General features: G+C 66.5%; 23 protein-coding genes. 11 read left to right on the top strand and 12 right to left on the bottom strand.

Annotated features, from left to right (window positions below):
- The 7 genes from BFF94_RS23485 to BFF94_RS23455 all read right to left on the bottom strand — a co-directional run.
- The coding region (locus BFF94_RS23485; RefSeq protein ID WP_504740296.1) for a thiolase family protein at positions 1–249 on the bottom strand (249 nt) is incomplete at its 3' end.
- A gap of 293 nt (positions 250–542) precedes the next feature.
- The gene (phaP, locus tag BFF94_RS23480; RefSeq protein WP_128841456.1) at positions 543–1,127 is read right to left on the bottom strand and encodes a TIGR01841 family phasin; all 585 of its coding nucleotides are present in this window, start codon (positions 1,125–1,127) and stop codon (positions 543–545) included.
- 497 nt (positions 1,128–1,624) lie between these two features.
- Entirely contained in the window at positions 1,625–2,389 is a 765-nt protein-coding gene (locus BFF94_RS23475; protein ID WP_128841457.1) for a ParA family protein, read from the bottom strand.
- A 101-nt stretch (positions 2,390–2,490) separates the two neighbouring features.
- Positions 2,491–3,114: a DNA-3-methyladenine glycosylase gene (locus BFF94_RS23470; RefSeq protein ID WP_128841458.1), complete on the bottom strand. Its 624-nt coding sequence runs from the start codon at positions 3,112–3,114 to the stop codon at positions 2,491–2,493.
- Positions 3,101–3,649 carry a G/U mismatch-specific DNA glycosylase gene (mug, locus tag BFF94_RS23465; protein WP_128841459.1) on the bottom strand — a complete coding sequence of 183 codons (549 nt, stop codon included), beginning with the start codon at positions 3,647–3,649 and terminating at the stop codon, positions 3,101–3,103. Before mug ends, BFF94_RS23470 begins: the two co-directional genes overlap by 14 nt.
- Before the next feature lie 120 nt (positions 3,650–3,769).
- Positions 3,770–4,330 (bottom strand): single-stranded DNA-binding protein, encoded by a 561-nt coding sequence (locus BFF94_RS23460; protein ID WP_128841460.1) that lies wholly within the window; start codon positions 4,328–4,330, stop codon positions 3,770–3,772.
- A gap of 101 nt (positions 4,331–4,431) precedes the next feature.
- Entirely contained in the window at positions 4,432–5,619 is a 1,188-nt protein-coding gene (locus BFF94_RS23455) for an MFS transporter (RefSeq protein ID WP_128841461.1), read from the bottom strand.
- Between the two features lie 264 nt (positions 5,620–5,883).
- Between BFF94_RS23455 and uvrA the strand changes: the two genes are divergently transcribed.
- Together uvrA and BFF94_RS23445 are read left to right on the top strand one after the other, a co-directional pair.
- Entirely contained in the window at positions 5,884–8,769 is a 2,886-nt protein-coding gene (gene uvrA / locus BFF94_RS23450) for an excinuclease ABC subunit UvrA (RefSeq protein ID WP_128841462.1), read from the top strand.
- 232 nt (positions 8,770–9,001) lie between these two features.
- On the top strand, positions 9,002–10,084 hold the full coding sequence (locus tag BFF94_RS23445; protein ID WP_162285526.1) for an AI-2E family transporter: 1,083 nt from the start codon (positions 9,002–9,004) through the stop codon (positions 10,082–10,084).
- 106 nt (positions 10,085–10,190) lie between these two features.
- Here the strand turns inward: BFF94_RS23445 and purU are convergent, their stop codons facing one another.
- From purU to BFF94_RS23420, 5 genes are all read right to left on the bottom strand, one after another.
- Entirely contained in the window at positions 10,191–11,075 is an 885-nt protein-coding gene (gene purU / locus BFF94_RS23440) for a formyltetrahydrofolate deformylase (protein WP_128841470.1), read from the bottom strand.
- 74 nt (positions 11,076–11,149) lie between these two features.
- A complete protein-coding gene (locus tag BFF94_RS23435) occupies positions 11,150–12,016 on the bottom strand; it encodes an NUDIX hydrolase (protein ID WP_219139910.1) in 867 nt (288 codons plus the stop codon).
- 5 nt (positions 12,017–12,021) lie between these two features.
- A complete protein-coding gene (locus BFF94_RS23430) occupies positions 12,022–12,636 on the bottom strand; it encodes a LysE family translocator (RefSeq protein ID WP_128841463.1) in 615 nt (204 codons plus the stop codon).
- Positions 12,637–12,662: 26 nt separating this feature from the next.
- Positions 12,663–13,229 carry an adenine phosphoribosyltransferase gene (locus BFF94_RS23425; protein WP_040141994.1) on the bottom strand — a complete coding sequence of 189 codons (567 nt, stop codon included), beginning with the start codon at positions 13,227–13,229 and terminating at the stop codon, positions 12,663–12,665.
- Between the two features lie 77 nt (positions 13,230–13,306).
- On the bottom strand, positions 13,307–15,313 hold the full coding sequence (locus BFF94_RS23420) for a monovalent cation:proton antiporter family protein (protein WP_128841464.1): 2,007 nt from the start codon (positions 15,311–15,313) through the stop codon (positions 13,307–13,309).
- 125 nt (positions 15,314–15,438) lie between these two features.
- Between BFF94_RS23420 and kdsD the strand changes: the two genes are divergently transcribed.
- The 9 genes from kdsD (at position 15,439) to hprK (ending at position 23,026) form a co-directional block, all read left to right on the top strand.
- Positions 15,439–16,422 carry an arabinose 5-phosphate isomerase KdsD gene (gene kdsD / locus BFF94_RS23415; RefSeq protein WP_128841465.1) on the top strand — a complete coding sequence of 328 codons (984 nt, stop codon included), beginning with the start codon at positions 15,439–15,441 and terminating at the stop codon, positions 16,420–16,422.
- Positions 16,422–16,958 carry a KdsC family phosphatase gene (locus BFF94_RS23410; protein WP_128841466.1) on the top strand — a complete coding sequence of 179 codons (537 nt, stop codon included), beginning with the start codon at positions 16,422–16,424 and terminating at the stop codon, positions 16,956–16,958. The genes kdsD and BFF94_RS23410 overlap by 1 nt, the downstream gene beginning before the upstream one ends.
- A gap of 3 nt (positions 16,959–16,961) precedes the next feature.
- Entirely contained in the window at positions 16,962–17,576 is a 615-nt protein-coding gene (gene lptC, locus BFF94_RS23405; protein ID WP_128841467.1) for an LPS export ABC transporter periplasmic protein LptC, read from the top strand.
- A 20-nt stretch (positions 17,577–17,596) separates the two neighbouring features.
- Positions 17,597–18,262, top strand: coding sequence for a lipopolysaccharide transport periplasmic protein LptA (gene lptA / locus BFF94_RS23400; protein WP_219139909.1), 666 nt, complete (start codon positions 17,597–17,599; stop codon positions 18,260–18,262).
- Entirely contained in the window at positions 18,259–19,035 is a 777-nt protein-coding gene (gene lptB, locus BFF94_RS23395; RefSeq protein WP_128841468.1) for an LPS export ABC transporter ATP-binding protein, read from the top strand. The genes lptA and lptB overlap by 4 nt, the downstream gene beginning before the upstream one ends.
- A gap of 161 nt (positions 19,036–19,196) precedes the next feature.
- Positions 19,197–20,702: an RNA polymerase factor sigma-54 gene (locus BFF94_RS23390; RefSeq protein WP_128843962.1), complete on the top strand. Its 1,506-nt coding sequence runs from the start codon at positions 19,197–19,199 to the stop codon at positions 20,700–20,702.
- A 158-nt stretch (positions 20,703–20,860) separates the two neighbouring features.
- Positions 20,861–21,220: a ribosome hibernation-promoting factor, HPF/YfiA family gene (gene hpf / locus BFF94_RS23385; protein WP_006477786.1), complete on the top strand. Its 360-nt coding sequence runs from the start codon at positions 20,861–20,863 to the stop codon at positions 21,218–21,220.
- A gap of 168 nt (positions 21,221–21,388) precedes the next feature.
- The gene (locus BFF94_RS23380; protein ID WP_128843966.1) at positions 21,389–21,928 is read left to right on the top strand and encodes a PTS sugar transporter subunit IIA; all 540 of its coding nucleotides are present in this window, start codon (positions 21,389–21,391) and stop codon (positions 21,926–21,928) included.
- Between the two features lie 129 nt (positions 21,929–22,057).
- Entirely contained in the window at positions 22,058–23,026 is a 969-nt protein-coding gene (gene hprK / locus BFF94_RS23375) for an HPr(Ser) kinase/phosphatase (RefSeq protein ID WP_011353227.1), read from the top strand.
- Positions 23,027–23,074: the final 48 nt, after the last annotated feature.

The raw sequence follows: 23,074 nt of genomic DNA, 5'->3' as shown, positions 1-23,074 counted from the left end.
CGTCATCCCCGGCACTGCCGCCGGCAGCCCGGCCTTGATCAGCGACTGCCGCGCCGGGTTCTGCCCCGAGCCGGCCGTCAGCACCTGGCCCATGATCACTTCGCTGACCTGATCGGGCTTCACGCCCGCACGCTCCAGCACCGCGCGGATCACCGTCGCGCCCAGCTCCGGCGCCGCAATCTTCGCAAGCGAGCCGCCGAATTTGCCGACCGCGGTCCGCGCGGCCGATACGATCACTACGTCCGTCATGTTCAATTCCTGCATCGAAATCGGTTTGTCGTTCTGACGCCGGCACGGGCCGGCTGCAACTGGCGATGGCGCACCTTGGGCCATCCGGCGCGATAGCGGTCGTATGCTGCCGCGCCACGGGCAGCGCCCGGTCGCACCAGCGGCATGCCGGCACGGGCCGCCCATGCGCCGGCGCGTTGCAGCGAACCGGACGTGCGCCGGACACCGCGTGGCACACACGGCGTCCGGCGCACGTCCGGCGCCGATCAATCGTGTCGCGCTCGCACGCGACACGCTCTCACGTGGCTACGTGATTACGCGGCCGATTCGCGCGTGGCCGCTGCGTCCTTGCGCGCGGCGGCAGCCGTCTGCTTGGCGCCACGCGTTGCCGTTTCGCTGACCGCGTCGAAGCCGCTCTGGGCGGCCTCGATCGCCTGCCCCGTCGCGGCGCGTACGGAGTCGGCCGCGGCGGTCGCCGCGGACAGCGCCGTATTCAGCGCGGCCACCACGGGCGCCGAGCCGGCCGGCGCATGCTTCGACAGTTCGCCGAGCGCGTCCTTCAGGCGCTTGTCGTTCTGTTCGTACTGCGCCTGCGCGACCTTCGCCCATTCGGATTGCGTCGACACCGCGATGTCGAACAGATGGCGGCCGTACGACACAACCTTGCCGGCCGTTTCCTGCGGCGCGGCGACCTGCTGCGCGAAGCCCGCGACAGGATTGTTGCTGTTGAACGCGTTCTTCAGCTTGTCCTCATACTCGTCGAGCGCCGTCCGGGCCGCTTGCACGTTGAGTTCGACGACAGCCTCGAAACCGTGGATCGCCGGACGGGCGATCGCAAACCACGCTGCGATTCCGGATTGATATTCGGCGGCGAATTTTTCGGGGGCAAATACGGACATCGGGCACGCTCCTGTTGGCAATGCGAGAGAGGACGTAAAGAAAAATGGAAGCCAGATCAAAAGCCTGCTTCCTTATTGGCAACCCGCCACTTATTTTGATGCTGGTGTGAAGGATGCCATTCTAGATCGATTAATTGTCAATTAAATGGCATTAATACTAGGTATAAACCCGTACTCTTTGGCCGAACTGCTGCTGAAGCCCGCGGCACATCGACATCGCAGAGAAGCCGCCTCAACCCACCGTCCGGAAACGCTTTTTACATTTTTACAGCATAGCGCACCATGACTTCGCGCAACATTTACCAGCGCATTATTCCGGTTATTAGAAAACAGGTGCGCATTGAAAATGAAGCGGTCACTTATGTAATCGTTATTTCGATTTTTTTGAAATCGTTTCCGGGATTATTAATGAACGAATCAATGATCGGATGAATTGCGGGTCGGAATGGAAAAACGGCCGCATGAAGCGGCCGCGGTCGACACCGGCATGCGCGGGATCAGCCGGCCAGTTCGCGATGCAGTGCGCGGAACTCCTGTGCGAGCTTGTGCCCCGGATCGAGGTGGATCACCGGCGTGGACTGCTGATGCGACTCGCGGATCTTCACCGACGCTGACAGCCTCGACGCCAGCACCGGCAGCCCTTCTTCGACGAGCTCGTCGACCAGCCGTTGCGGCAGGCTCGCGCGCGGCTGGAACTGGTTGATGACGATCCCTTCCACCTCGAGCGCCTCGTTGTGGTCCTGCTGGATTTCCTTCACGTTCTCGAGCAGCGTGTACAGCGCGCGGCGCGAGAAATCGTCGCAGTCGAACGGGATCAGGCAGCGCTCGACCGCGATCAGCGCCGAGCGCGTGTAGAAATTCAGCGCGGGCGGCGTGTCGATGTACACGGCGTCGTAGGTGTCGAGTTCGTTCAGCGCGTCGCGCAGCTTGTAGATCTTGTAGCGCGATTCGAGCTTGCCGTGCAGCGTGTCGAGATCCGGATGCGCGGGCATCACGTCGAGCCCTTCGAACGGGGTCGGATGGATGAACGATGCGACGTCGACCGGACGGAAGTTGAAGGTCAGCGCGGTTTCGAAGAAGCCGGCGACGCCCGGTTGCGCGTCGTCCGCCGCGTCGCCGAGCAGGTAGCGCGTGGAGTTCGCCTGCGCATCGAGGTCGATGACGAGCGTGCGCAGCCCTTCGCTCGCGCTGATCGCCGCCAGGTTGCAGACGATCGTCGATTTGCCCACGCCGCCCTTCTGGTTGAATACGACCCGCCGCATGGTGTCCCCTCGATCGAAACGTCGAAAGGAGCAGCATAGCCCGTCAATAATGGCGGCCACATGACGCAGGTCGAATTGCGTTCGACCGCGCGCGGCACACATCAGGTGCGCGGCAGCGCCCCCGATACATACCGGTTGCCGGGCACGCTCCACCGCCACGGGAGATCGATGCCGACGCGAATGCCGATGCGCGGCCCGCCTGTCGGATTCGCGGGCGGCGCCATGCCGTCGTCGACGATCGCGAACCCTTCGCGCGCGCCAGCCAGGTCGACGCCGTCCTGGGCGCCGCCGATCCCCATCGCCTGGGTCAGCCGGGCCGGCCCCCGGCACAGGTCGCGATCGCGCGTCTGCGGCGGCCGTGCCGCGCGCATGCGTTCGAGCCCCTGCAGCGGTTCCAGCGCACGGATCAGCACGCCCGTGCCCGTACCTTCTGGGCCGCACACGCAGTTACAGCACCAATGCATGCCGTATGTGAAATACACGTAGAGGTGCCCCGGCGGCCCGAACATCGTCGCATTGCGCGGCGTCTTGCCGCGATAGGTGTGCGCCGCCGGGTCGATCGCGCCGGCATACGCTTCCACTTCGACGATGCGGCCGGCCCGGCCGTCCGCTGCCGCAAGGATCTTGTTGAGCAATTGCGGCGCGACGTCGGTGGCCGCGCGGTCGAAGAACGCACGCGACAACACGTTGCCCGGCCACGGAAGTGCGGTGTCATTGCGCCGCATCCCGCCCCTCCGGTTGACGACCGGATACGGTCTTTGCCTGCAGATGGAGCTGACGGTACGCGTCGACCAGATCGTCGAGGCCGAACGCGAGATTTCTCCCGCTGGGATTGGGCAACACCCAGACACTCGCACGCTGTATCCGGGCCGTTTGCAATCCCCACGCGACTTCGCGCTGACCGGAAAGCGCCGAGTACGCGGCCTTGCCGAGAAAGGCGACAAAGCGCGGCCCATAACGCGCTACCTTCTGCTCGAACTCTGCGGCTGCGCCGATGAATTCCGCGCGCGAAAGCTGATCGGCACTCGCGGTCGGCCGCTTCACTACCGTCGTCAGGCCGCAGCCGTACCGGAGTATCGCGCGATCGCCCTGCGGCGAAATTTCCGCTGGCGTGAAGCCCGCGAGATGGATGACGCGCCAGAAGCGATTGTTTCTCCCCGCGAAGTGATGCCCGGTCGCGGCCGCGGTCATGCCGGGGTTGATCCCGCAGAACAGCACGTCGAGATGAGGAGCGATGAGGTCGGGAAGTTCGTCAGCCACGTTTCGTCTGGAGTGCGCGGTATGAGGACGTAAACGAAGAAGGGCCCGAAAACCCGGGCCAAGCGACTGGCTTGACTCGGACATTCGGGCCCATCGTAATGCAGGATGCCGACTTGCCGATCAGAACGGGATATCGTCGTCCATCTCGTCGAAGCCGCCGCCGGCCGGTGCGCTCGGGCGGCTCTGCGCGCCACCGCCGGCAGCACCGCCACGCGGCGCACCGCCACGCGCCGCGCCGCCGGCGCGACCGCCACCACCACCGGCACGTTCCATCTGCTCGCCACCACCACCGTAGCCGCCGCCGTAACCGCCTTCGTCACCGCCACCGCCGCCGCCGCCCGCACCGCCGCGGCCGCCGAGCATCTGCATCTGGTCGGCGACGATTTCGGTCGAGTAGCGATCCTGGCCGTCCTGGCCCTGCCACTTGCGCGTGCGGATGCGGCCTTCGATATAGACCGACGAACCCTTCTTCAGGTATTCGCTGACGATTTCCGCCAGACGGCCGAAGAACGCGACGCGATGCCACTCGGTCATTTCCTTCATATCGCCGCTTGCCTTGTCCTTATAGCGGTCGGTCGTCGCGAGACGGATATTCGCAACCGCGTCGCCGCTCGGCAGGTAACGGACTTCAGGATCGGCGCCGAGATTGCCGACGAGGATGACCTTGTTGACGGATGCCATGTGTTTCTCCAGTAAATTCGATGCCGGGCCGCCCGCGCCTATCGTCGGAACGGCCCGCCGGACAAGCCGGCGAACGCCGCCGGTGCCTGCCCGAAGTAGGTTCAGGCCTTGCGCGGCGGCGCTTTCATGCTGGCCGCGATTATAAGCCACGCGGCAACGAGCCCAGAGCACGCGTAGAACACCGTGTTCGCGCCGCCGTGCTTCAGCAGCCAGCCGCCCGCGATGCCGCCGAGCGCGAGCCCGATCGACTGCGTGGTGTTGTAGACGCCCGTGGCCGCGCCCTTGCGCGAACCCGGCGCGAGCTTCGACACGAGCGAAGGCTGCGACGCTTCCAGGATGTTGAACCCGAGGAAGTAGACGAACAGGATCGCCGCCACAATCAGGATGGTATGCGGCGCGCTGCCCAGCAGCAATTGACCGATCAGGATAGCCAGAATGCCGCCAAGCAGCACCGGCTTCATCTTGCCCCGTTTTTCCGCGACGATGATCGCCGGGACCATCATCACGAACGCGAGCCCCATCACCGGCAGGTAGACCTTCCAGTGCGCGGCGACCGGCAGCCCGCCGTCGACCAGCAGGCGCGGCACGACGAGGAACAGCGCGGTCTGCGTCGCGTGCAGCACCAGCACGCCGAAGTTCAGGCGCAGCAGCTCGACGTTGTGCAGCACCTCGGCGAACGGCGCGGGCACGTGCACGGGCTTTGCCGCGTCGGGCACGATCCACACCACGACGCCGATCGCGAGGATCGACAGCACGCCGACGATCGCGAACAACCCGCTCATCCCGACCCAGTGGAACACGATCGGCGCGCCGACGATCGCGACCGCGAACGACACGCCGATCGAGCCGCCGACCATCGCCATCGCCTTCGTGCGGTTCTGCTCGGAGGTCAGGTCGGCGATGAACGCGAGCACCGCGGACGACACGGCGCCCATCCCCTGGATCACGCGGCCGACGATGATCCACGTGATGTCGTGCGCGGACGCGGCGACGAAGCTGCCGAGCGCGAAGATCACGAGGCCCGTGGCGATCACCGGCTTACGGCCGAACTTGTCGGACGCCCAGCCGTAGAAAATGTAGAACAGCGACTGCGTGACGCCGTAGGCCCCGAGCGCGATGCCGACGAGCAGCACGTTGTCGCCGCCCGGGATGGTTTTCGCGTAGACCGAGAACACCGGCATGATCATGAACAGGCCGAGCATGCGCAGCGCGAAGATCGCCGCGAGCGACGTGGTCGCGCGCAGTTCGGGCGCACTCATGCGGGAAGACGTGGCGGACGGATTGGACATCGGGAATGAATTTCGAATGATCGGAATGCCCGCCCGGCACCGGGCGGCGGAAGATCAGGACCATCGGCCCGGGAGGCCCGGCTGGCAATCGTCGGGGCATGATGCAGGTAGCCCACAGGCCGCCTGGAATCGCGCGGTGCGACCGCTTTCCCCGGCGCAGGCGCCGTCTTGCTGCCACCTGCTGTAAAGGCTGGGGCCCCCAAACGACGGCCTCGAAAAGCCGTTATAGTAGCAGGTTTGGTCCCCTCCATTTTCGCCAGGTTCATGGAACAGATCCGTATCCGTGGGGCACGCACCCACAACCTGAAAAACGTCAATCTCGACCTGCCGCGCCACAAGCTGATCGTGATTACCGGGTTGTCCGGGTCGGGCAAGTCGTCGCTCGCGTTCGACACCCTTTATGCCGAGGGCCAGCGCCGCTACGTCGAAAGCCTGTCCGCGTATGCCCGCCAGTTCCTGCAGTTGATGGAGAAACCCGACGTCGACCTGATCGAGGGTCTGTCGCCCGCGATCTCGATCGAGCAGAAGGCGACGTCCCACAACCCGCGTTCGACCGTCGGCACGGTCACGGAAATCCACGACTACCTGCGACTTTTGTTCGCACGTGTCGGCACGCCGTACTGCCCCGACCACGACATCCCGCTCGAGGCGCAGAGCGTGTCGCAGATGGTCGACGCGGCGCTCGCGCTGCCCGAGGAAACCAAGCTGATGATCCTCGCGCCCGTCGTCGCGAACCGCAAGGGCGAGCACGCCGAGCTGTTCGAGGACATGCAGGCGCAGGGTTTCGTGCGCTTTCGCGTGTGCTCGGGCGGCGGCACCGCGAACGAAGGCGTCGCGAAGATCTACGAGGTCGAGTCGCTGCCGAAGCTCAAGAAGAACGACAAGCACACGATCGACGTCGTCGTCGATCGCCTGAAGGTGCGCCCGGACATGAAGCAGCGCCTCGCCGAATCGTTCGAGACGGCGTTGCGCCTCGCCGACGGCCGCGCGATCGCGCTCGAGATGGAGTCCAACCACGAGCACCTGTTCAGCTCGAAGTTCGCGTGCCCGATCTGCTCGTACTCGCTGCAGGAGCTCGAGCCGCGCCTGTTCTCGTTCAACAACCCGATGGGCGCGTGCCCGGAATGCGACGGCCTCGGCCAGATCACGTTCTTCGACCCGAAGCGGGTCGTCGCGCACCCGTCGCTGTCGCTCGCCGCCGGTGCCGTGAAGGGCTGGGACCGCCGCAACCAGTTCTACTTCCAGATGCTGCAGAGTCTCGCGGCATTCTACGAATTCGACATCGACGCCGCGTTCGAGGATCTGCCGGAAAAGATCAGGAAGGTGCTGCTGTTCGGCTCGGGCAAGCAAACCATCCCGTTTTCCTACATCAACGAGCGCGGCCGCACGACGATCCGCGAGCACGTGTTCGAAGGGATCATCCCCAACCTCGAGCGCCGCTATCGCGAGACCGATTCGGTCGCGGTGCGCGAAGAATTGTCGAAGTACCAGAACAACCAGCCGTGCCCGTCGTGCGACGGCACGCGCCTGCGCCGCGAAGCCCGCCATGTGCGGATCGGCACCGGCGACTACGCGCGCGGCATCTATGAAATCAGCGGCTGGCCGCTGCGCGACGCACTCGGCTATTTCGACGGCCTGACGCTCGAAGGCGCGAAGCGCGAGATCGCCGACAAGGTGGTCAAGGAAATCGTCGCGCGGCTGACGTTCCTGAACAACGTCGGCCTCGACTACCTGTCGCTCGAGCGCAGCGCCGAAACGCTGTCGGGCGGCGAGGCGCAGCGCATCCGGCTCGCGTCGCAGATCGGCTCGGGCCTGACGGGCGTGATGTACGTGCTCGACGAGCCGTCGATCGGCCTGCACCAGCGCGACAACGATCGCCTGATCGCGACGCTCAAGCACCTGCGCGACCTCGGCAACTCGGTGATCGTCGTCGAGCACGACGAGGACATGATCCGCACGGCCGACTACGTCGTCGACATGGGCCCCGGCGCGGGCGAGCACGGTGGCGTGATCGTGGCCGAAGGCACGCCGAAGCAGGTGCAGTCGAACCCGCAGTCGCTGACGGGCCAGTACCTCCTCGGCAAGCGCACGATCGAGTATCCGGACGAGCGGCTCGCGCCCGATCCCGAGCGGATGCTGCGCATCGTCGACGCGCACGGCAATAACCTGAAGCACGTCGATCTCGAGCTGCCGGTCGGCCTCCTGACCTGCATCACCGGCGTGTCGGGCTCCGGCAAGTCGACGCTGATCAACGACACGCTGTATCACGCGGTCGCACGCCACCTGTACGGCTCGTCGGCCGAGCCGGCGCCGCACGAGGCGATCGAGGGGCTCGAGCACTTCGACAAGGTGATCAACGTCGACCAGTCGCCGATCGGCCGCACGCCGCGCTCGAACCCGGCCACCTACACGGGCCTGTTCACGCCGATCCGCGAGCTGTTCTCGGGCGTGCCGACCTCGAAGGAGCGCGGCTACGATCCGGGCCGCTTCTCGTTCAACGTGAAGGGCGGCCGCTGCGAATCGTGCCAGGGCGACGGCGTGCTGAAGGTCGAGATGCACTTCCTGCCGGACGTCTACGTGCCGTGCGACGTGTGCCACGGCAAGCGCTACAACCGCGAAACGCTCGATGTGCAATACAAGGGCAAGAACATCAGCGAAGTGCTCGACATGACGGTCGAGCACGCGTACGCGTTCTTCAGCGCGGTGCCGGTCATCGCGCGCAAGCTGAAGACGCTGCTCGACGTCGGCCTCGGCTACATCCGCCTCGGCCAGTCGGCCACGACGCTGTCGGGCGGCGAGGCGCAGCGCGTGAAGCTGTCGCTGGAGCTGTCGAAGCGCGACACCGGCCGCACGCTGTACATCCTCGACGAGCCGACCACCGGCCTGCACTTCCACGACATCGCGCTGCTGCTCGAGGTGATCCACCGGCTGCGCGACCAGGGCAACACGGTCGTGATCATCGAGCACAACCTGGACGTGATCAAGACGGCCGACTGGGTGATCGACCTCGGCCCCGAAGGCGGTGCCGGCGGCGGCCAGATCATCGCGCAGGGCACGCCCGAGCAGGTCGCGAAAACGAAGGCGAGCTTTACCGGCAGGTACCTCGCGCCGCTGCTCAAGCGTCCGGCCCGCAAAGCCGCGGCCGGCTGACCCGCGTCCCGCCCTTCCCGCGCGCGGCCGCCTGGCCGCGCGCCCGATCTGCCCCTCCTCGTTTTCCCTTCTGCGTTTACACCACGCGCCAAACGGCCCGTTTGCGGCCCATAATGGCGGCTATACTTTACGGTCGTAAGGTTCGCCATCCGCACCAATCCGGTGCGGCGCCGGGCGAGCGCCGCTCTGCCGCGCATTCCGCGGCATGACACACGAACGACAGGAATCCACGATGGAGAAGCAACAAGAGTCGCGCGATGCGCAGAACCGCGAGCCGCACCTGCGCAGCGTGCGGCTGACGAGCGACTTCAGCATGCCTAAGCTGTCGGCGATCGAAATCGGCAGCTACCTGTTCGCGCTCGTCACGATGGTGCTCGTCATCGAGCTCAAGCTGCTCGGCGGGCTGCTCGCGGGCCTTCTGGTCTACCAGCTGATCCACACGATCGCCCCCGTGATCGAACGCCATACGACGAGCATGCGTGCGCGCTGGGTCGCCGTCGTGCTGCTGGCGATCGTGATCGTCGGCGGGCTCACCGGCCTGACGATCGGCATCATCGATCACTTCGAACACACGGTGCCGAACCTGCAGAGCCTGCTCGGCCAGTTGATGCAGATCGTCGAGCAGACCCGTGCACGCACGCCGGCGTGGATCGCGAACCTGCTGCCCGTCGACGTCGAGCAGATGAAGACGAAGGCGGCCGTGCTGATGCACGCGCACATGGATCAGCTTCAGCAAAGCGGCAAAAGCGTCGCGCGCGGCTTCGGCCATGTGCTGTTCGGGATGATCATCGGCGCGATGATCGCGATCGGCGTCGAACACGGCAAGGTGCGCCGCCCGCTGTCGACCGCGCTCGTCACGCGCGTGTCGCGCTTCGCCGAGGCGTTCCGCCGGATCGTGTTCGCGCAGATCAAGATTTCGGCGATCAACGCAACGTTCACGGGCATCTACCTGCTCGTCGCGCTGCCGATCTTCCACGAGCGGCTGCCGCTGTCGAAAACGCTGGTGCTCGTCACGTTCATCGTCGGCCTGCTGCCCGTGATCGGCAACCTGATCTCGAACACGCTGATCGTCGCCGTGTCGATGTCGGTCAGCATGGGCACCGCGATCGCGTCGCTCGCATTCCTCGTGATCATCCACAAGCTCGAATATTTCCTGAACGCGAAGATCATCGGCGGCCAGATCGAATCGCGCGCGTGGGAGCTGCTGCTCGCGATGCTCTTCATGGAAGCCGCGTTCGGGCTGCCGGGCGTGATCGCCGCGCCGATCTTCTACGCGTACGTCAAGCGTGAGCTGTACATGCTGCGGCTGATCTGACGCCCGCGCCGCGCACGATAATAAAAAAACGCCGCGCCCCGTGAAGGGCGCGGCGTTTTTGTTTGCGTGCCGCGCCGACCGGCGTCCGGCGCACGCAAATGGCCGATCAGCGGAACACGACCGTCTTCGTCCCGTTCAGCACGACCCGGTGCTCGACGTGCCACTTCACCGCGCGCGCGAGCGTCACGCACTCGACGTCGCGACCGATCGCGGTCAGCTGGTCGGGCGTCATGCTGTGGTCGACGCGCTCGACTTCCTGCTCGATGATCGGGCCTTCGTCGAGATCGGTCGTCACGTAGTGCGCGGTCGCGCCGATCAGCTTCACGCCGCGATCGAATGCCTGGTAGTAAGGCTTCGCGCCCTTGAAGCTCGGCAGGAACGAATGGTGGATGTTGATCGCGCGCCCGGCGAGCTGCTTGCACAGGTTCGGCGACAGGATCTGCATGTAGCGCGCGAGCACGACGAGATCGGCCTGGTGCTCGTCGATCACATCCAGCACGCGCGCTTCCTGCGCGGCCTTCGCGGCGTCGGACGAACCGCCGATCAGCGGGAAGTGATGGAACGGGATGTTGTAGCTTGCGGCGAGCTGGTAGAACTCCTTGTGGTTCGACACGATCGCCGGGATCTCGATCGGCAGCTGGCCGGTGCGATAGCGGAACAACAGGTCGTTCAGGCAATGGCCGATCTTCGACACCATGATCACGACGCGCGGCTTCACGGCCGCGTCATGCAGCTCCCAGCGCATCGAGAATTGCTCGGCGAGCGGCGCGAATTCCTTGCGAAGCGTGTCGAGCGCCGACGCGGCATCCGCACCGCCGCCGTCCTGCTCGAAGTGCACGCGCATGAAGAATTCGCTGGTGCGGCTGTCGCCGAACTGCGCCGAATCGAGGATGTTGTTGCTGCGCTCGAACAGGAAGCCCGAGACCGCATGGACGATGCCGTGCCGGTCGGGGCACGACAGTTTCAAGATAAAGCTGTGATCGGTCGGCATGACCGCTACTCCCTTTGTTTCCGTATTCGTCAAATTGCCCGTTCGCGCCGCCGTGCCGCGCGTCGCGGCACGCGTCACGCGGCCGGTGCGAACAGCGCGTCGATACCCGCCGCGTCGGCCGCCGCGAGCCAGCGGTGGCGCAGCAGCGTGTCGAGCGTCGCGAGGCTCGCGTCCATCGTCGCGCGGCCCGCGCGCAGCCAGCCGACCACCTCGGGCACGCCGGCCAGCAGGTGCTCGGCCACTTCGCCGTCCTGGTTGCGCGGCGCGAAATCGGGCGGCAGCGGCAGGTCGTACACGAAGATCAGTTCGGACTGCGTGCCTTCCGGCAGCGAGCACAGCACCTGCACCGCGCGGCCCGCGATCGCGCGCGCGGCCAGTTCGGCCGGAATGCCGGCTTCTTCCCAGCATTCCTTCGCGAGCGTCTCGTGAACGCCCAGGCCCCAGCCGATCCCGCCCGCGACGACGTTGTCGAGCATGCCGGGGTCGGTTGCCTTGGTCTCGCTGCGGCGGCCGAGCCACATCTGCGGCGGCGCCGCGGCGGACGGCTCGCCCGGCGCAACCGCACATTCTACGATGCCGTTCAGGTGCACCGCATAAGTCTGCGTGCCGAAGAAGCGCGACGCGGCGCGCTCGATGTACGCGAGCGGCGGATCGTCGAAGCGGTTGCGGATCGCGTAGATCTCGTCGCGCCAGCCGGGAATCGCGCCTTCGGCCGCGAGCGCGCCGATCGCGCTCGCCAGCGCCATGCTGCGCGCATCGACCGAGTCGTAGCGCGCCGACAGCACGACGCGCTCGCCGGTCAGCTCGAACACGTCGGGCCAGCGGGCGAGCTTCGCGACGTCCTGGCGGCGCACCCAGCCGACCGCCTGGCCGGCGATCTCGAAACGCAGGTGCGCGGCCGGATCGAAGCAGCGCGCGGCCGCGATGCACGGAAACGTCATCGCCCTCAGTCCTTCAGCGCAACGCGGATGCCGATCGCGATGAACGTCGCGCCGGCGATCCGGTCGAGCCAAACGCCGGCCTTCGGGCGGCGCTTCAGCCACGCGCCGATCATGCCCGCGCCGACGCCGAACAGCGAGAAGATCGCGGCCGTCTGCAGCATGAACAGCGCGCCGAGCTCGAACATCTGCAGCGTCACGCCCTGCGCGCCGTGCGGATCGACGAACTGCGGCAGGAACACGACGAAGAACAGCGTGACCTTCGGATTCATCAGGTTGCCGATCACGCTCTGCCGGAAGATCGTGCCGAGCGGCTGCGGCGGACGCGCGTGCGCATTCGCGAGCCCCTGGCTGCGCAGTGCCTTGATGCCGATCCACACGAGGTACGCGGCGCCCGCGAGCTTCAGGATCTGGAACGCGACCGGCGACGAACGCAGCACGGCCGCGACGCCGAGCGCCGCGAGCGTCGTGTGGAACAGGATCCCGGCCGTGAAGCCGAGCGCGGCGACGAAGCCGGCCGCGCGGCCCTGCGAGATGCCGCGCGCGAGCACCTGCAGGTTGTCGGGACCGGGCGCGAACGTGATCGCGATCGACGTGGCGAGAAACAGCATGAAGTTGGGCATCGTGACCTCGCTGCGTGAGCCGGCGTTCAGTGGCCGGCGAATTCGGTGACGGTATAGACGGGCAGTCCGGCGTTGCGCAGCAGCGCCGAGCCGCCGAGATCGGGCAGGTCGATGATCGCCGCGCCTTCGACGACCACCGCGCCGAGCCGCTGCAGCAGGTTGCGCCCCGCCATCATCGTGCCGCCGGTCGCGATCAGGTCGTCCATGATGATCACGCGGTCGCCCGGGCGGCACGCATCCTCGTGGATCTCGACCGTCGCGCTGCCGTATTCGAGGTCGTACGATTCCGAGCGCGTCTTGTACGGCAGCTTGCCGACCTTGCGGATCGGCACGAAGCCGACGCTCAGCTCGTACGCCACGATCGGCGCGATGATGAAGCCGCGCGCGTCGAGGCCCGCGACGTAGTCGAGCTTCGCATCGACATAGCGCTCGACGAACAGGTCGACGAGGATGCGCAGCGCCTTCGGGCTCTGCAGCAGCGTCGTGATGTCGCGGAACATCACGCCCGGCTGCGGCCAGTCGGGCACCGTGCGGATCTGGCTGTGGATGAAGGCGACCGGATCGAGCGGCGCGCCCGACGACGAATGCGGCATGAAACTCTCCGAAAAAAACGGTGCGCGAAGATCGGGCACCGTTTCGAATAAATACGGGTCAGGTTATGAATCGCGGGTCATGCAGCTGCGGCCGGCGGCTCGCGCCGATGGCGCGACAACCGCTCCTCCGCGAGCGCGAGCGCCTCGGGCAGCCCGCGCAGCACCACGATGTCGCTCGCGCGCAGCTTGGTCTGCGGATCGGGTTCGACGCCGCGGATGCCATGCCGGCGGATCGCCGTGACCTCCAGCCCGAGCGCATACAGCCCGAGTTCCTCCAGCGAGCGCCCGACCGCGTCCGCACGCGCATCGACCGGCACCGATTGTAGCCGCACCTGCTCGTGGTCGTCGTCGTCCGCGTCGTCCGCGCCGCGGAAATAGCCGCGCAGCAGGCGGTAGCGCTCGTCGCGCATCTCCTCGACGCGCCGCACGACCTTGCGCATCGGCACGCCGACCAGCACCAGCGTATGCGACGCGAGCATCAGGCTGCCCTCGACGATCTCCGGAATCACCTCGGTCGCGCCGGCCGCGAGCAGCTTCTCGAGATCGGCATCGTCGACGGTGCGCACGATCGCGGGCAGCGTCGGCTCGAGCTCGTGCACGTGGTGCAGCACGCGCAGCGCCGACGGCGTGTTCGCATAGGTGATCGCGACGGCCGCCGCACGGTGGATACCGGCCGCGACCAGCGACTCGCGGCGCGCCGCGTCGCCGAACACGACCGATTCGCCGGCCGTCGCGGCCGCGCTCACCCGATCGGGGTCGAGGTCGAGCGCGACGTACGAAATGCCTTCCTGTTCGAGCATGCGCGCCAGGTTCTGGCCCGCGCGGCCGTAGCCGCAGATGATCACGTGGCCGCGCTGCTTGAGGCTTTGCGTCGCGATCCGCGTCATCTGCAGCGACTGCTGCATCCATTCGGTCGACGACAGCCGCATCACGATCCGGTCGGCGTTCTGGATCAGGAACGGCGCGGCGAGCATCGACAGCAGCATCGACGCGAGGATCGCCTGCAGCAGCGTCGCATCGACGAGATGCCGGTCGAGAATCAGGTTCAGCAGCACGAAGCCGAATTCGCCGGCCTGCGCAAGGCCGATGCCGGTGCGCATCGCGACGCCCGGCGTCGCGCCGAACAGCCGCGCGAGCCCGGCGATCATCGTCCCCTTGAACAGGATCTGCCCGACGAAGAAACCGAGCACGAGCAACGGGTGCTCCCAGATCACGCGCGGATCGAGCAGCATCCCCGTCGTCACGAAGAACAGGCCGAGCAGCACGTCGCGGAACGGCTTGATGTCCTCCTCCACCTGATGGCGGAACGGCGTCTCGGAAATGAGCATCCCCGCGATGAACGCGCCGAGCGCGAGCGACAGTCCGAAGCGGTCGGTGATGAACGCGGCGCCGAGCGTGACGAGCAGCAGGTTCAGCACGAACAGCTCCTGCGAGCGGCGCCGCGCGACGACGTTGAGCCAGCGCGTCATGAAGCGCTGGCCGACGATCAGCAGCAGCGCGAGCGCGATCACGATCTTGACCGCCGCGAAGCCGAGCGTGAGCGCGAGGTCCTTCGACGATTCGGCGCCGAACGCGGCGATCACGATCAGCAGCGGCACGACCGCGAGATCCTGGAACAGCAGCACGCCGAAGATGTTGCGGCCGTGCTCGGTCTCGATCTCAAGCCGCTCGGCGAGCATCTTCGACACGATCGCCGTCGACGACATCGCGAGCGCGCCGCCGAGCGCGATGCTGCCCTGCCACGTGATGTGCACCCAGTGCTCGAACAGCGCGCCGAGCACGAGCGCGAGCACGAGGGTAGCGACGACCTGCAGCAGCCCGAGCCCGAACACGAGCCGCTGCATCGACCTCAGCTTCGCGAGGGAGAACTCGAGGCCGATCGAAAACATCAGGAACACCACGCCGAATTCCGCGAGATGCTCGGCCCGTTCGAGATCCGCCGTGATGCCGAACGCGTGCGGGCCGACCACGATGCCGACGGTCAGGTAGCCGAGCATCGGCGGCAGGTTCAACGAGCGAAATACGACGACGCCCACTACCGAGGCCAGCAGCAGCAGCAGGGTCATTTCGAGCGGGGAAATCACGGGCGAAGCGTCCTCGTTCGTCGGGGCCACGGCAATGCGGGCACGGGTGGTGGCGGTGGTCAGGCGATATCGGACGAGTCCGAAGGCGCGGCGCGGCGAACAAACGCCTTTGCTATACTCCGCGCATGATAGCGAAAATCAATGATGACCGGGCGCTCGCGCTCGCCCGCGACGTGCTCGACATCGAGGCGGACGCCGTGCGCGCGCTGCGCGACCAGCTCGACGGCGGCTTCGTCGAGGCCGTCGCGCTGCTGCTCGGCTGCCGCGGCCGCGTGGTGGTGTCCGGTATCGGCAAATCGGGGCATATCGCCCGCAAGATCGCAGCAACGCTGGCCAGCACCGGCACGCCAGCCTTCTTCGTTCATCCTGCCGAGGCCAGCCACGGCGACCTCGGGATGGTCACCGCCGACGACGTCTTCATCGGCATCTCCTATTCCGGCGAATCGGAAGAGCTCATCGCGATCCTGCCGCTCGTCAAGCGGATCGGCGCGAAGCTGATCGCGATCACGGGTCGCGCGGGGTCGAGCCTCGGCACGCTCGCCGACGTGAACCTGAACGCCGCGGTCGCCAAGGAAGCGTGCCCGCTGAACCTCGCGCCCACCGCGAGCACGACCGCCGCGCTCGCGCTCGGCGATGCGCTCGCCGTCGCCGTGCTCGACGCGCGCGGCTTCGGTTCGGAGGATTTCGCGCGCTCGCATCCGGGCGGCGCGCTCGGCCGGCGCCTGCTCACCTACGTGCGCGACGTGATGCGCTCGGGCGACGACGTCCCGTCCGTCGGGCTCGACGCGACGCTGTCGGACGCGCTGTTCCAGATCACCGCGAAGCGCCTGGGCATGACCGCCGTGGTCGACGCCGGCGGCAAGGTCGCGGGCATCTTCACGGACGGCGACCTGCGCCGCGTGCTCGCGCGCGACGGCGACTTCCGCACGCTGCCGATCACCGAAGTGATGACGCGCGACCCGCGCACCATCGCCCCGGATCACCTGGCGGTCGAGGCCGTGGAACTGATGGAGCGCCACCGGATCAACCAGATGCTGGTGGTCGATGCCGACGGCGCGCTGATCGGCGCGCTGAACATGCACGACCTGTTTTCGAAGAAGGTGATCTGATGAGCGCAGCACTGACTGCGGCCGAACGCGCGAGCCGCGTGAAGCTGATGATTTTCGACGTCGACGGCGTGCTGACCGACGGCGGCCTGCTGTTTACCGCGGCCGGCGATGCGATGAAGTCGTTCAATTCGCTCGACGGCCACGGCGTGAAGCTGCTCGGCGAAGCCGGCATCGCGACCGCGATCATCACGGGCCGCCGCTCGGAAATCGTCGCGGCGCGCGCGAAGGAAATGAAGATCGCGCACCTGTTCCAGGGCGTTGAGAACAAGCTCGCCGTGTTCACCGACCTGATCGCATCGCTCGGCCTCACCGCCGACGCGTGCGGCTACATGGGCGACGACTGGCCCGACCTGCCCGTGATGCTGCGTTGCGGCTTCGCGACCGCGCCCGCGAACGCGCACCCGGAGGTGATCGCCCGCGCGCACTGGGTGGCCGAGGCCCGCGGCGGCCAGGGCGCCGTGCGCGAAGTCTGCGACGCGATCCTGCGCGCGCAGCGCCGCTACGACGCGCTGCTCGCAGCCGCCTGCGGAGCCTGACGAATGGACAAGCATTTCCGCTGGACCCAGTTGCTGCCGCTCGCCGCGGTCGCCGCGCTCGCGGGCATCACCTGGTGGCTGCTGCAGGCGACGCTGCCGCCGCCCGGCGAGGGCACCGTGCAGCCGAAGCGCCATACGCCCGATTATTTCGCGGACAACTTCTCGGTCACCGAGCTCGACCAGTCCGGCACGACCCAGTACCGGCTGACGGCCGCGAAGCTGATCCATTACGAAGACACCGAAAACAGCGACCTGGCCGATCCGGCCATGCGCGCATTCCAGCCCGGCAAGCCGGTCGTGACGACCACCGCGAAGCGCGGCATCGTCAACGGCGACGTGTCGATCGTCGATTTGTACGATGACGCGCGCATCCTGCGCGCGGCCGGCGGCGGCGACCCGCAGATGCAGGCCGATTCCCAGCATTTCCGGATCTTCGTCAATGACGATGTGATCCAGACCGAAAAGCCGGTTAAACTTCAGCGCGGCCTGTCGCTCGTCAACGCGACCGACGGCATGAAGTACAACAACGTCACCCGGGTCATCGAGCTTTACGGCAACGTGCGCGGCACGATCGCCGCGGCGAACACGTCCGGCGGCTCGAAAGGTCAACCCAAGTGACGCTTCCCTCACGTGACTGCATGAACGAACCGTTCCCTCGACAGAATTCCGGCGGCGCTGCGCGCGCCGTCCGCGCCGCGCTCGCCGCGACGCTCGTGGCGCTCCCGCTGGTCGGGCTGGCGCCGCTCGCCCATGCCGAGAAGGCCGACCAGAACAAGCCGATCAACGTCGAGGCCGACAACCTGACCTATGACGACCTGAAGCAGGTCACGGTCGCGACCGGCAACGTCGTGATCACGAAGGGCACGATCATCATCAAGGGCGATCGCGTCGAAGTGCGCCAGGACCCCGAAGGCTATCAGTACGCAACTTCGTTCGGCAGCGGCAAGAAGCACGCGACGTTCCGGCAGAAGCGCGAAGGCCTCGACGAGTACATCGACGGCGACGGCGAGCGCATCGACTACGACGGCAAGCAGGACCTGACCACGCTGACGACCGCCGCGACCGTGCGCCGCCTGCAGGGCGCATCGACTATCGCCGATACCGTGCACGGCAGCGTGATCACGTACGACGGCCAGCGCGACTTCTACACCGCGAAGGGCGGCAAGGACGTCGCCGCGCCGGGCAACCCGAACGGCCGCGTGCGCGCGATGCTGTCGCCGAAGAGCGGCGGCCCCGCTCCGCTGAACGGCGCGCCGGCGAAGCTGTCGCCGTCGACCACGATCCAGGGAGCGCCGGACCAATGAACGCGCTACCGAACCGCCAGCCGGCCGGCACCACGAGTTCGCTCGTCGTCCGCAACCTGAAGAAGCGCTACGGCTCGCGCACGGTCGTCAAGGACGTGTCGCTCGACGTGAAGAGCGGCGAAGTCGTCGGCCTGCTCGGCCCGAACGGCGCCGGCAAGACCACCTCGTTCTACATGATCGTCGGCCTCGTGCCGCTCGACGCGGGCGAGATCTCGCTGAACGGCAGCTCGATCAGCCTGCTGCCGATCCACAAGCGCGCGTCGCTCGGCCTGTCGTACCTGCCGCAGGAGGCGTCCGTATTCCGCAAGCTGACCGTCGAGGAAAACATCCGCGCGGTGCTCGAGCTGCAGTTCGGCGAAGACGGCAAACGCCTGTCGAAGGACGCGATCTCGTCGCGCGCCGAAGCACTGCTCGACGAACTGCAGATCGGCCACTTGCGCGAGAACCCCGCGCTGTCGCTGTCGGGCGGTGAACGGCGCCGTGTCGAAATCGCGCGCGCGCTCGCAACCAACCCGAACTTCATCCTGCTCGACGAACCGTTCGCCGGCGTCGACCCGATCGCGGTGCTCGAGATCCAGAAGATCGTCAAGTTCCTGAAGCAGCGCAACATCGGCGTGCTGATTACCGATCACAACGTCCGTGAAACGCTCGGCATCTGCGACCACGCCTACATCATCAGCGACGGCTCGGTGCTCGCCTCCGGCGCTCCGAGCGAAATCATCGAAAACGAAAGCGTTCGCCGCGTGTACCTCGGCGAACACTTCCGCATGTAACCTCTCCCCTCGTGGCTGGCTGCACCCCGCCCGGCATGGCCGCGCGGGGCCGCGCCCCGCTTCGCGGCCATGCCCGCGGCCGGGCGGCGCGCCGCGCGTAATCGCGGATGGCTCAACGCGCCTGGGTCGTGGCAAACTGCCGGTATGACTCCCTCCTTGCCATGAAAGCCAGCCTTCAACTCCGCCTGTCGCAGCATCTTGCGCTGACGCCCCAGCTACAGCAGTCGATCCGGCTCCTGCAGTTGTCGACGCTCGAATTGCAGCAGGAAGTCGCGATGGCCGTCGCGCAGAACCCGCTGCTCGAGAACGACGACGACTGGATCTCGAGCCCGCTGCGCGTCGCGTCGGACGGATCGCTGATCGCGCAGACGCCTTCCGCGCAGAACACCGAGCCTGCCGGGGCGAACAGCAGCAGTTCGTCGGGCGAGCGCGCGGAGCGCGACGAGCCGGCCGGCGCGGACGAATACGACGGTTACGGGTCCGGCGACGGCAACGATGGCCCGCAATGGAATCTCGACGAATTCGGCCGCTCGAGCGGCGCGTCCGACGACGACGATCTACCGCCGCGGCAGGTGCAGGAAGCGGCGACGTCGCTGCGCGACCACCTGTCCGCGCAGTTGCGCGTCACGCAGGCCGGCCCGCGCGATCGCGCGCTCGTGATGTTCCTGATCGAATCGCTCGACGACGACGGCTACCTGACCGCCACGCTCGACGAAGTGCTCGCCGACCTGCCGCCCGAGCTGGAGATCGACTGCGACGAACTGAACGCGGCGCTCGCGCTGCTGCACAGTTTCGACCCGGCCGGAGTCGGCGCCCGCTCGGCATCCGAATGCCTGAAGCTGCAGTTGCTGCGCCTCGATCCGTCCCCGACACGCACGCTCGCGCTCGAGATCGTGTCGCAGCATCTCGAACTGCTCGCCGCACGCGACTTCACGCGGTTGCGCAAGCACCTGAAGGCAAGCGACGACGCGCTGCGCGACGCGCATGCGCTGATCCGCTCGCTGGAGCCGTTCCCCGGCGCCGCGTACGGCAACGCCGAGGCCGACTACGTCGTGCCCGACATCATCGTGAAGAAGGCCGGCCAGGGATGGCTCGCGGAGCTCAATACGGAGGTCATGCCGCGCCTGCGGATCAACAGCCTCTACGCGAACATCCTGCGCAACAGCCGCGGCGATCCGTCGGCCGGTTCGCTAAAGCAGCAGCTCCAGGAAGCACGCTGGCTGATCAAGAATATCCAGCAGCGTTTCGACACGATCCTGCGTGTCGCGCAGGCTATTGTCGAGCGTCAGAAGAATTTCTTTGCGCACGGTGAAATTGCCATGCGCCCCTTGGTTTTGCGGGAAATTGCTGATACGCTGGGCCTACACGAGTCGACTGTCAGCCGTGTGACAACCGGAAAGTACATGCTGACCCCGTTCGGGACGCTTGAATTTAAGTACTTCTTCGGATCTCACGTTTCGACCGACACCGGTGGCGCCGCTTCGTCGACAGCCATCCGAGCCCTCATCAAGCAACTGATAGGAGCTGAAGACCCAAAATCGCCACTTTCGGACAGCCGCATTGCCGAGCTGCTGGCAGAACAGGGTTTCGTGGTCGCACGCCGCACGGTTGCGAAATATCGCGAAGCCCTCAAGATCCCGGCAGTGAATCTGCGCAAGTCTCTTTAAGCCTGCTGCCTGCCCGGCGGCAGGCGTGTCCCGGCCACCGCGCACACGGGGAACATGCCGGGCGACCTGTCCGCGATACGCCGCTTCGTGCGGCACGGGCAAGTCGACCGGAGCGCCGCCTCGATGCGGCCGGGTGGTCACTCGCTTGGAGAAGCACTATGAACCTGAAGATCAGTGGACATCATCTCGAAGTCACGCCTGCAATTCGCGAATACGTGATCACCAAGCTGGACAGGGTGCTACGGCATAGCGATCAGGTGATCGATGGCACTGTGATCCTCTCGGTCGACAACCACAAAGAAAAGGACAAGCAGCAGCGCGCGGAAATCAACCTGCACCTGAAGGGCAAGGACATCTTCGTCGAAAGCGCAAACGGTAACCTGTACGCGGCGATCGACCTGCTGATCGACAAGCTGGATCGCCAGGTCGTCAAGCACATGGAGCGCCTGCAAACGCACGCGCACGACCCGATCAAGCTTCAACCGTCGATCGATCAGATCGAACTGCCGCCGCAGTAACCGTCACCGCAACACACACGCCGCCCGGTTCGCCGGGCGTTTTTTTTGCGACTCCGCGCAGCGGCGCGACCGGTCCGTCCGTGCTGCGCCACGCAAGCGGCTGTGCTCTATAATGTTCCGGTTATCGCCGGGGGGCGTTGGGTGCGGTAGCTGCGTTGCAGGTTGCCGATGCCGAACGTCTTGATATCGCCGAACATGGAAAATCAGTCTGCCGCCGCAAGGAGACCCCAGGCCGCCCAATCGCCTGCCAACATGAATCGCCTAGCCAAAATCCTGCCCATAGAGAACGTCGTCATCGACCTCTCGGTCACCAGCAAGAAACGCGTGTTCGAACAAGCCGGCCTGATGTTCGAGAATCAGAACGGCATCGCCCGCAGCACCGTCACGGACAACCTGTTCGCGCGCGAGCGCCTCGGCTCGACCGGGCTCGGCGAAGGCGTCGCGATTCCGCACGGGCGCATCAAGGGGCTCAAGCACCCGCTCGCCGCGTTTGTCCGGCTCGCCGATGCGATCCCGTTCGAAGCGCCTGACGGCCAGCCGGTCGGCCTCCTGATTTTCCTGCTCGTTCCCGAGCAAGCCACCCAGCAGCACCTCGAGATCCTGTCGGAAATCGCGCAACTGCTGTCCGATCGCGACGCGCGCGAGCGTCTGCACAACGAAACGGATATCGCCGAGTTGCATCACCTGCTCACTCAGTGGCAACCTTGAGTTGATCCGGGCGGAATATTTTCCCGTACGCGGCGGCACACGCCGCCGTTCAGGGCCGTCCGGCGCCGGCCCGGCATGGCGACGTCCGTCGCCGTGCGCACGCACCGGCCCATTGGAGTGACGGAAGTCATGGATACGTCCAGCATCAACGCCCAGAGCATCTTCGACGACAACGCGGCCACGCTGAAACTGAGCTGGCTGACGGGGCATGAAGGCTGGGAGCGCGGCTTTTCGGCCGACACGGTCGGCAACGCGACGTCGAGCGCCGACCTCGTCGGCCACCTGAACCTGATCCACCCGAACCGGATCCAGGTGCTCGGCGAAGCCGAAATCGACTACTACCAGCGGCAGACCGACGAAGACCGCTCGCGCCACATGGCCGAGCTGATCGCGCTCGAACCGCCGTTCCTCGTCGTCGCCGGCGGCGCCGCGGCACCGCCCGAACTCGTGCTGCGCTGCACGCGCTCGTCGACCCCGCTGTTCACGACGCCGATGTCGGCCGCCGCGGTGATCGACAGCCTGCGGCTCTACATGTCCCGCATCCTCGCGCCCCGCGCGACGCTGCACGGCGTTTTCATCGACATCCTCGGGATGGGCGTGCTGCTGACCGGCGATTCGGGCCTCGGCAAGAGCGAACTCGGCCTCGAGCTGATCAGCCGCGGCCACGGCCTCGTCGCCGACGACGCGGTCGATTTCGTCCGTCTTGGCCCCGATTTCGTCGAAGGGCGCTGCCCGCCGCTGCTGCAGAACCTGCTCGAGGTGCGCGGCCTCGGCCTGCTCGACATCAAGACGATCTTCGGCGAGACCGCCGTACGGCGGAAAATGAAGCTGAAGCTGATCGTCCAGCTCGTGCGGCGCCCCGACGGCGAATTCCAGCGCCTGCCGCTCGAAAGCCAGACCGTCGACGTGCTCGGTTTGCCGATCAGCAAGGTCACGATCCAGGTTGCGGCGGGCCGCAACCTCGCGGTGCTCGTCGAGGCAGCCGTCCGGAACACGATCCTGCAGTTGCGCGGAATCGACACGTTGCGCGATTTCATGGATCGGCAACGACTCGCGATGCAAGATCCCGACAGTCAGTTCCCCGGCAAGCTGGTATAACCCGCACGCGCCGGCCGCGCCACGCCGGCGCGTCGAGCCGGTGCTATG

Source organism: Burkholderia catarinensis (assembly GCF_001883705.2).
Lineage (GTDB): Bacteria > Pseudomonadota > Gammaproteobacteria > Burkholderiales > Burkholderiaceae > Burkholderia > Burkholderia catarinensis.
Note: the sequence above shows the minus strand (reverse complement) of the source record. Positions and strands in the feature narration are given on the sequence as shown.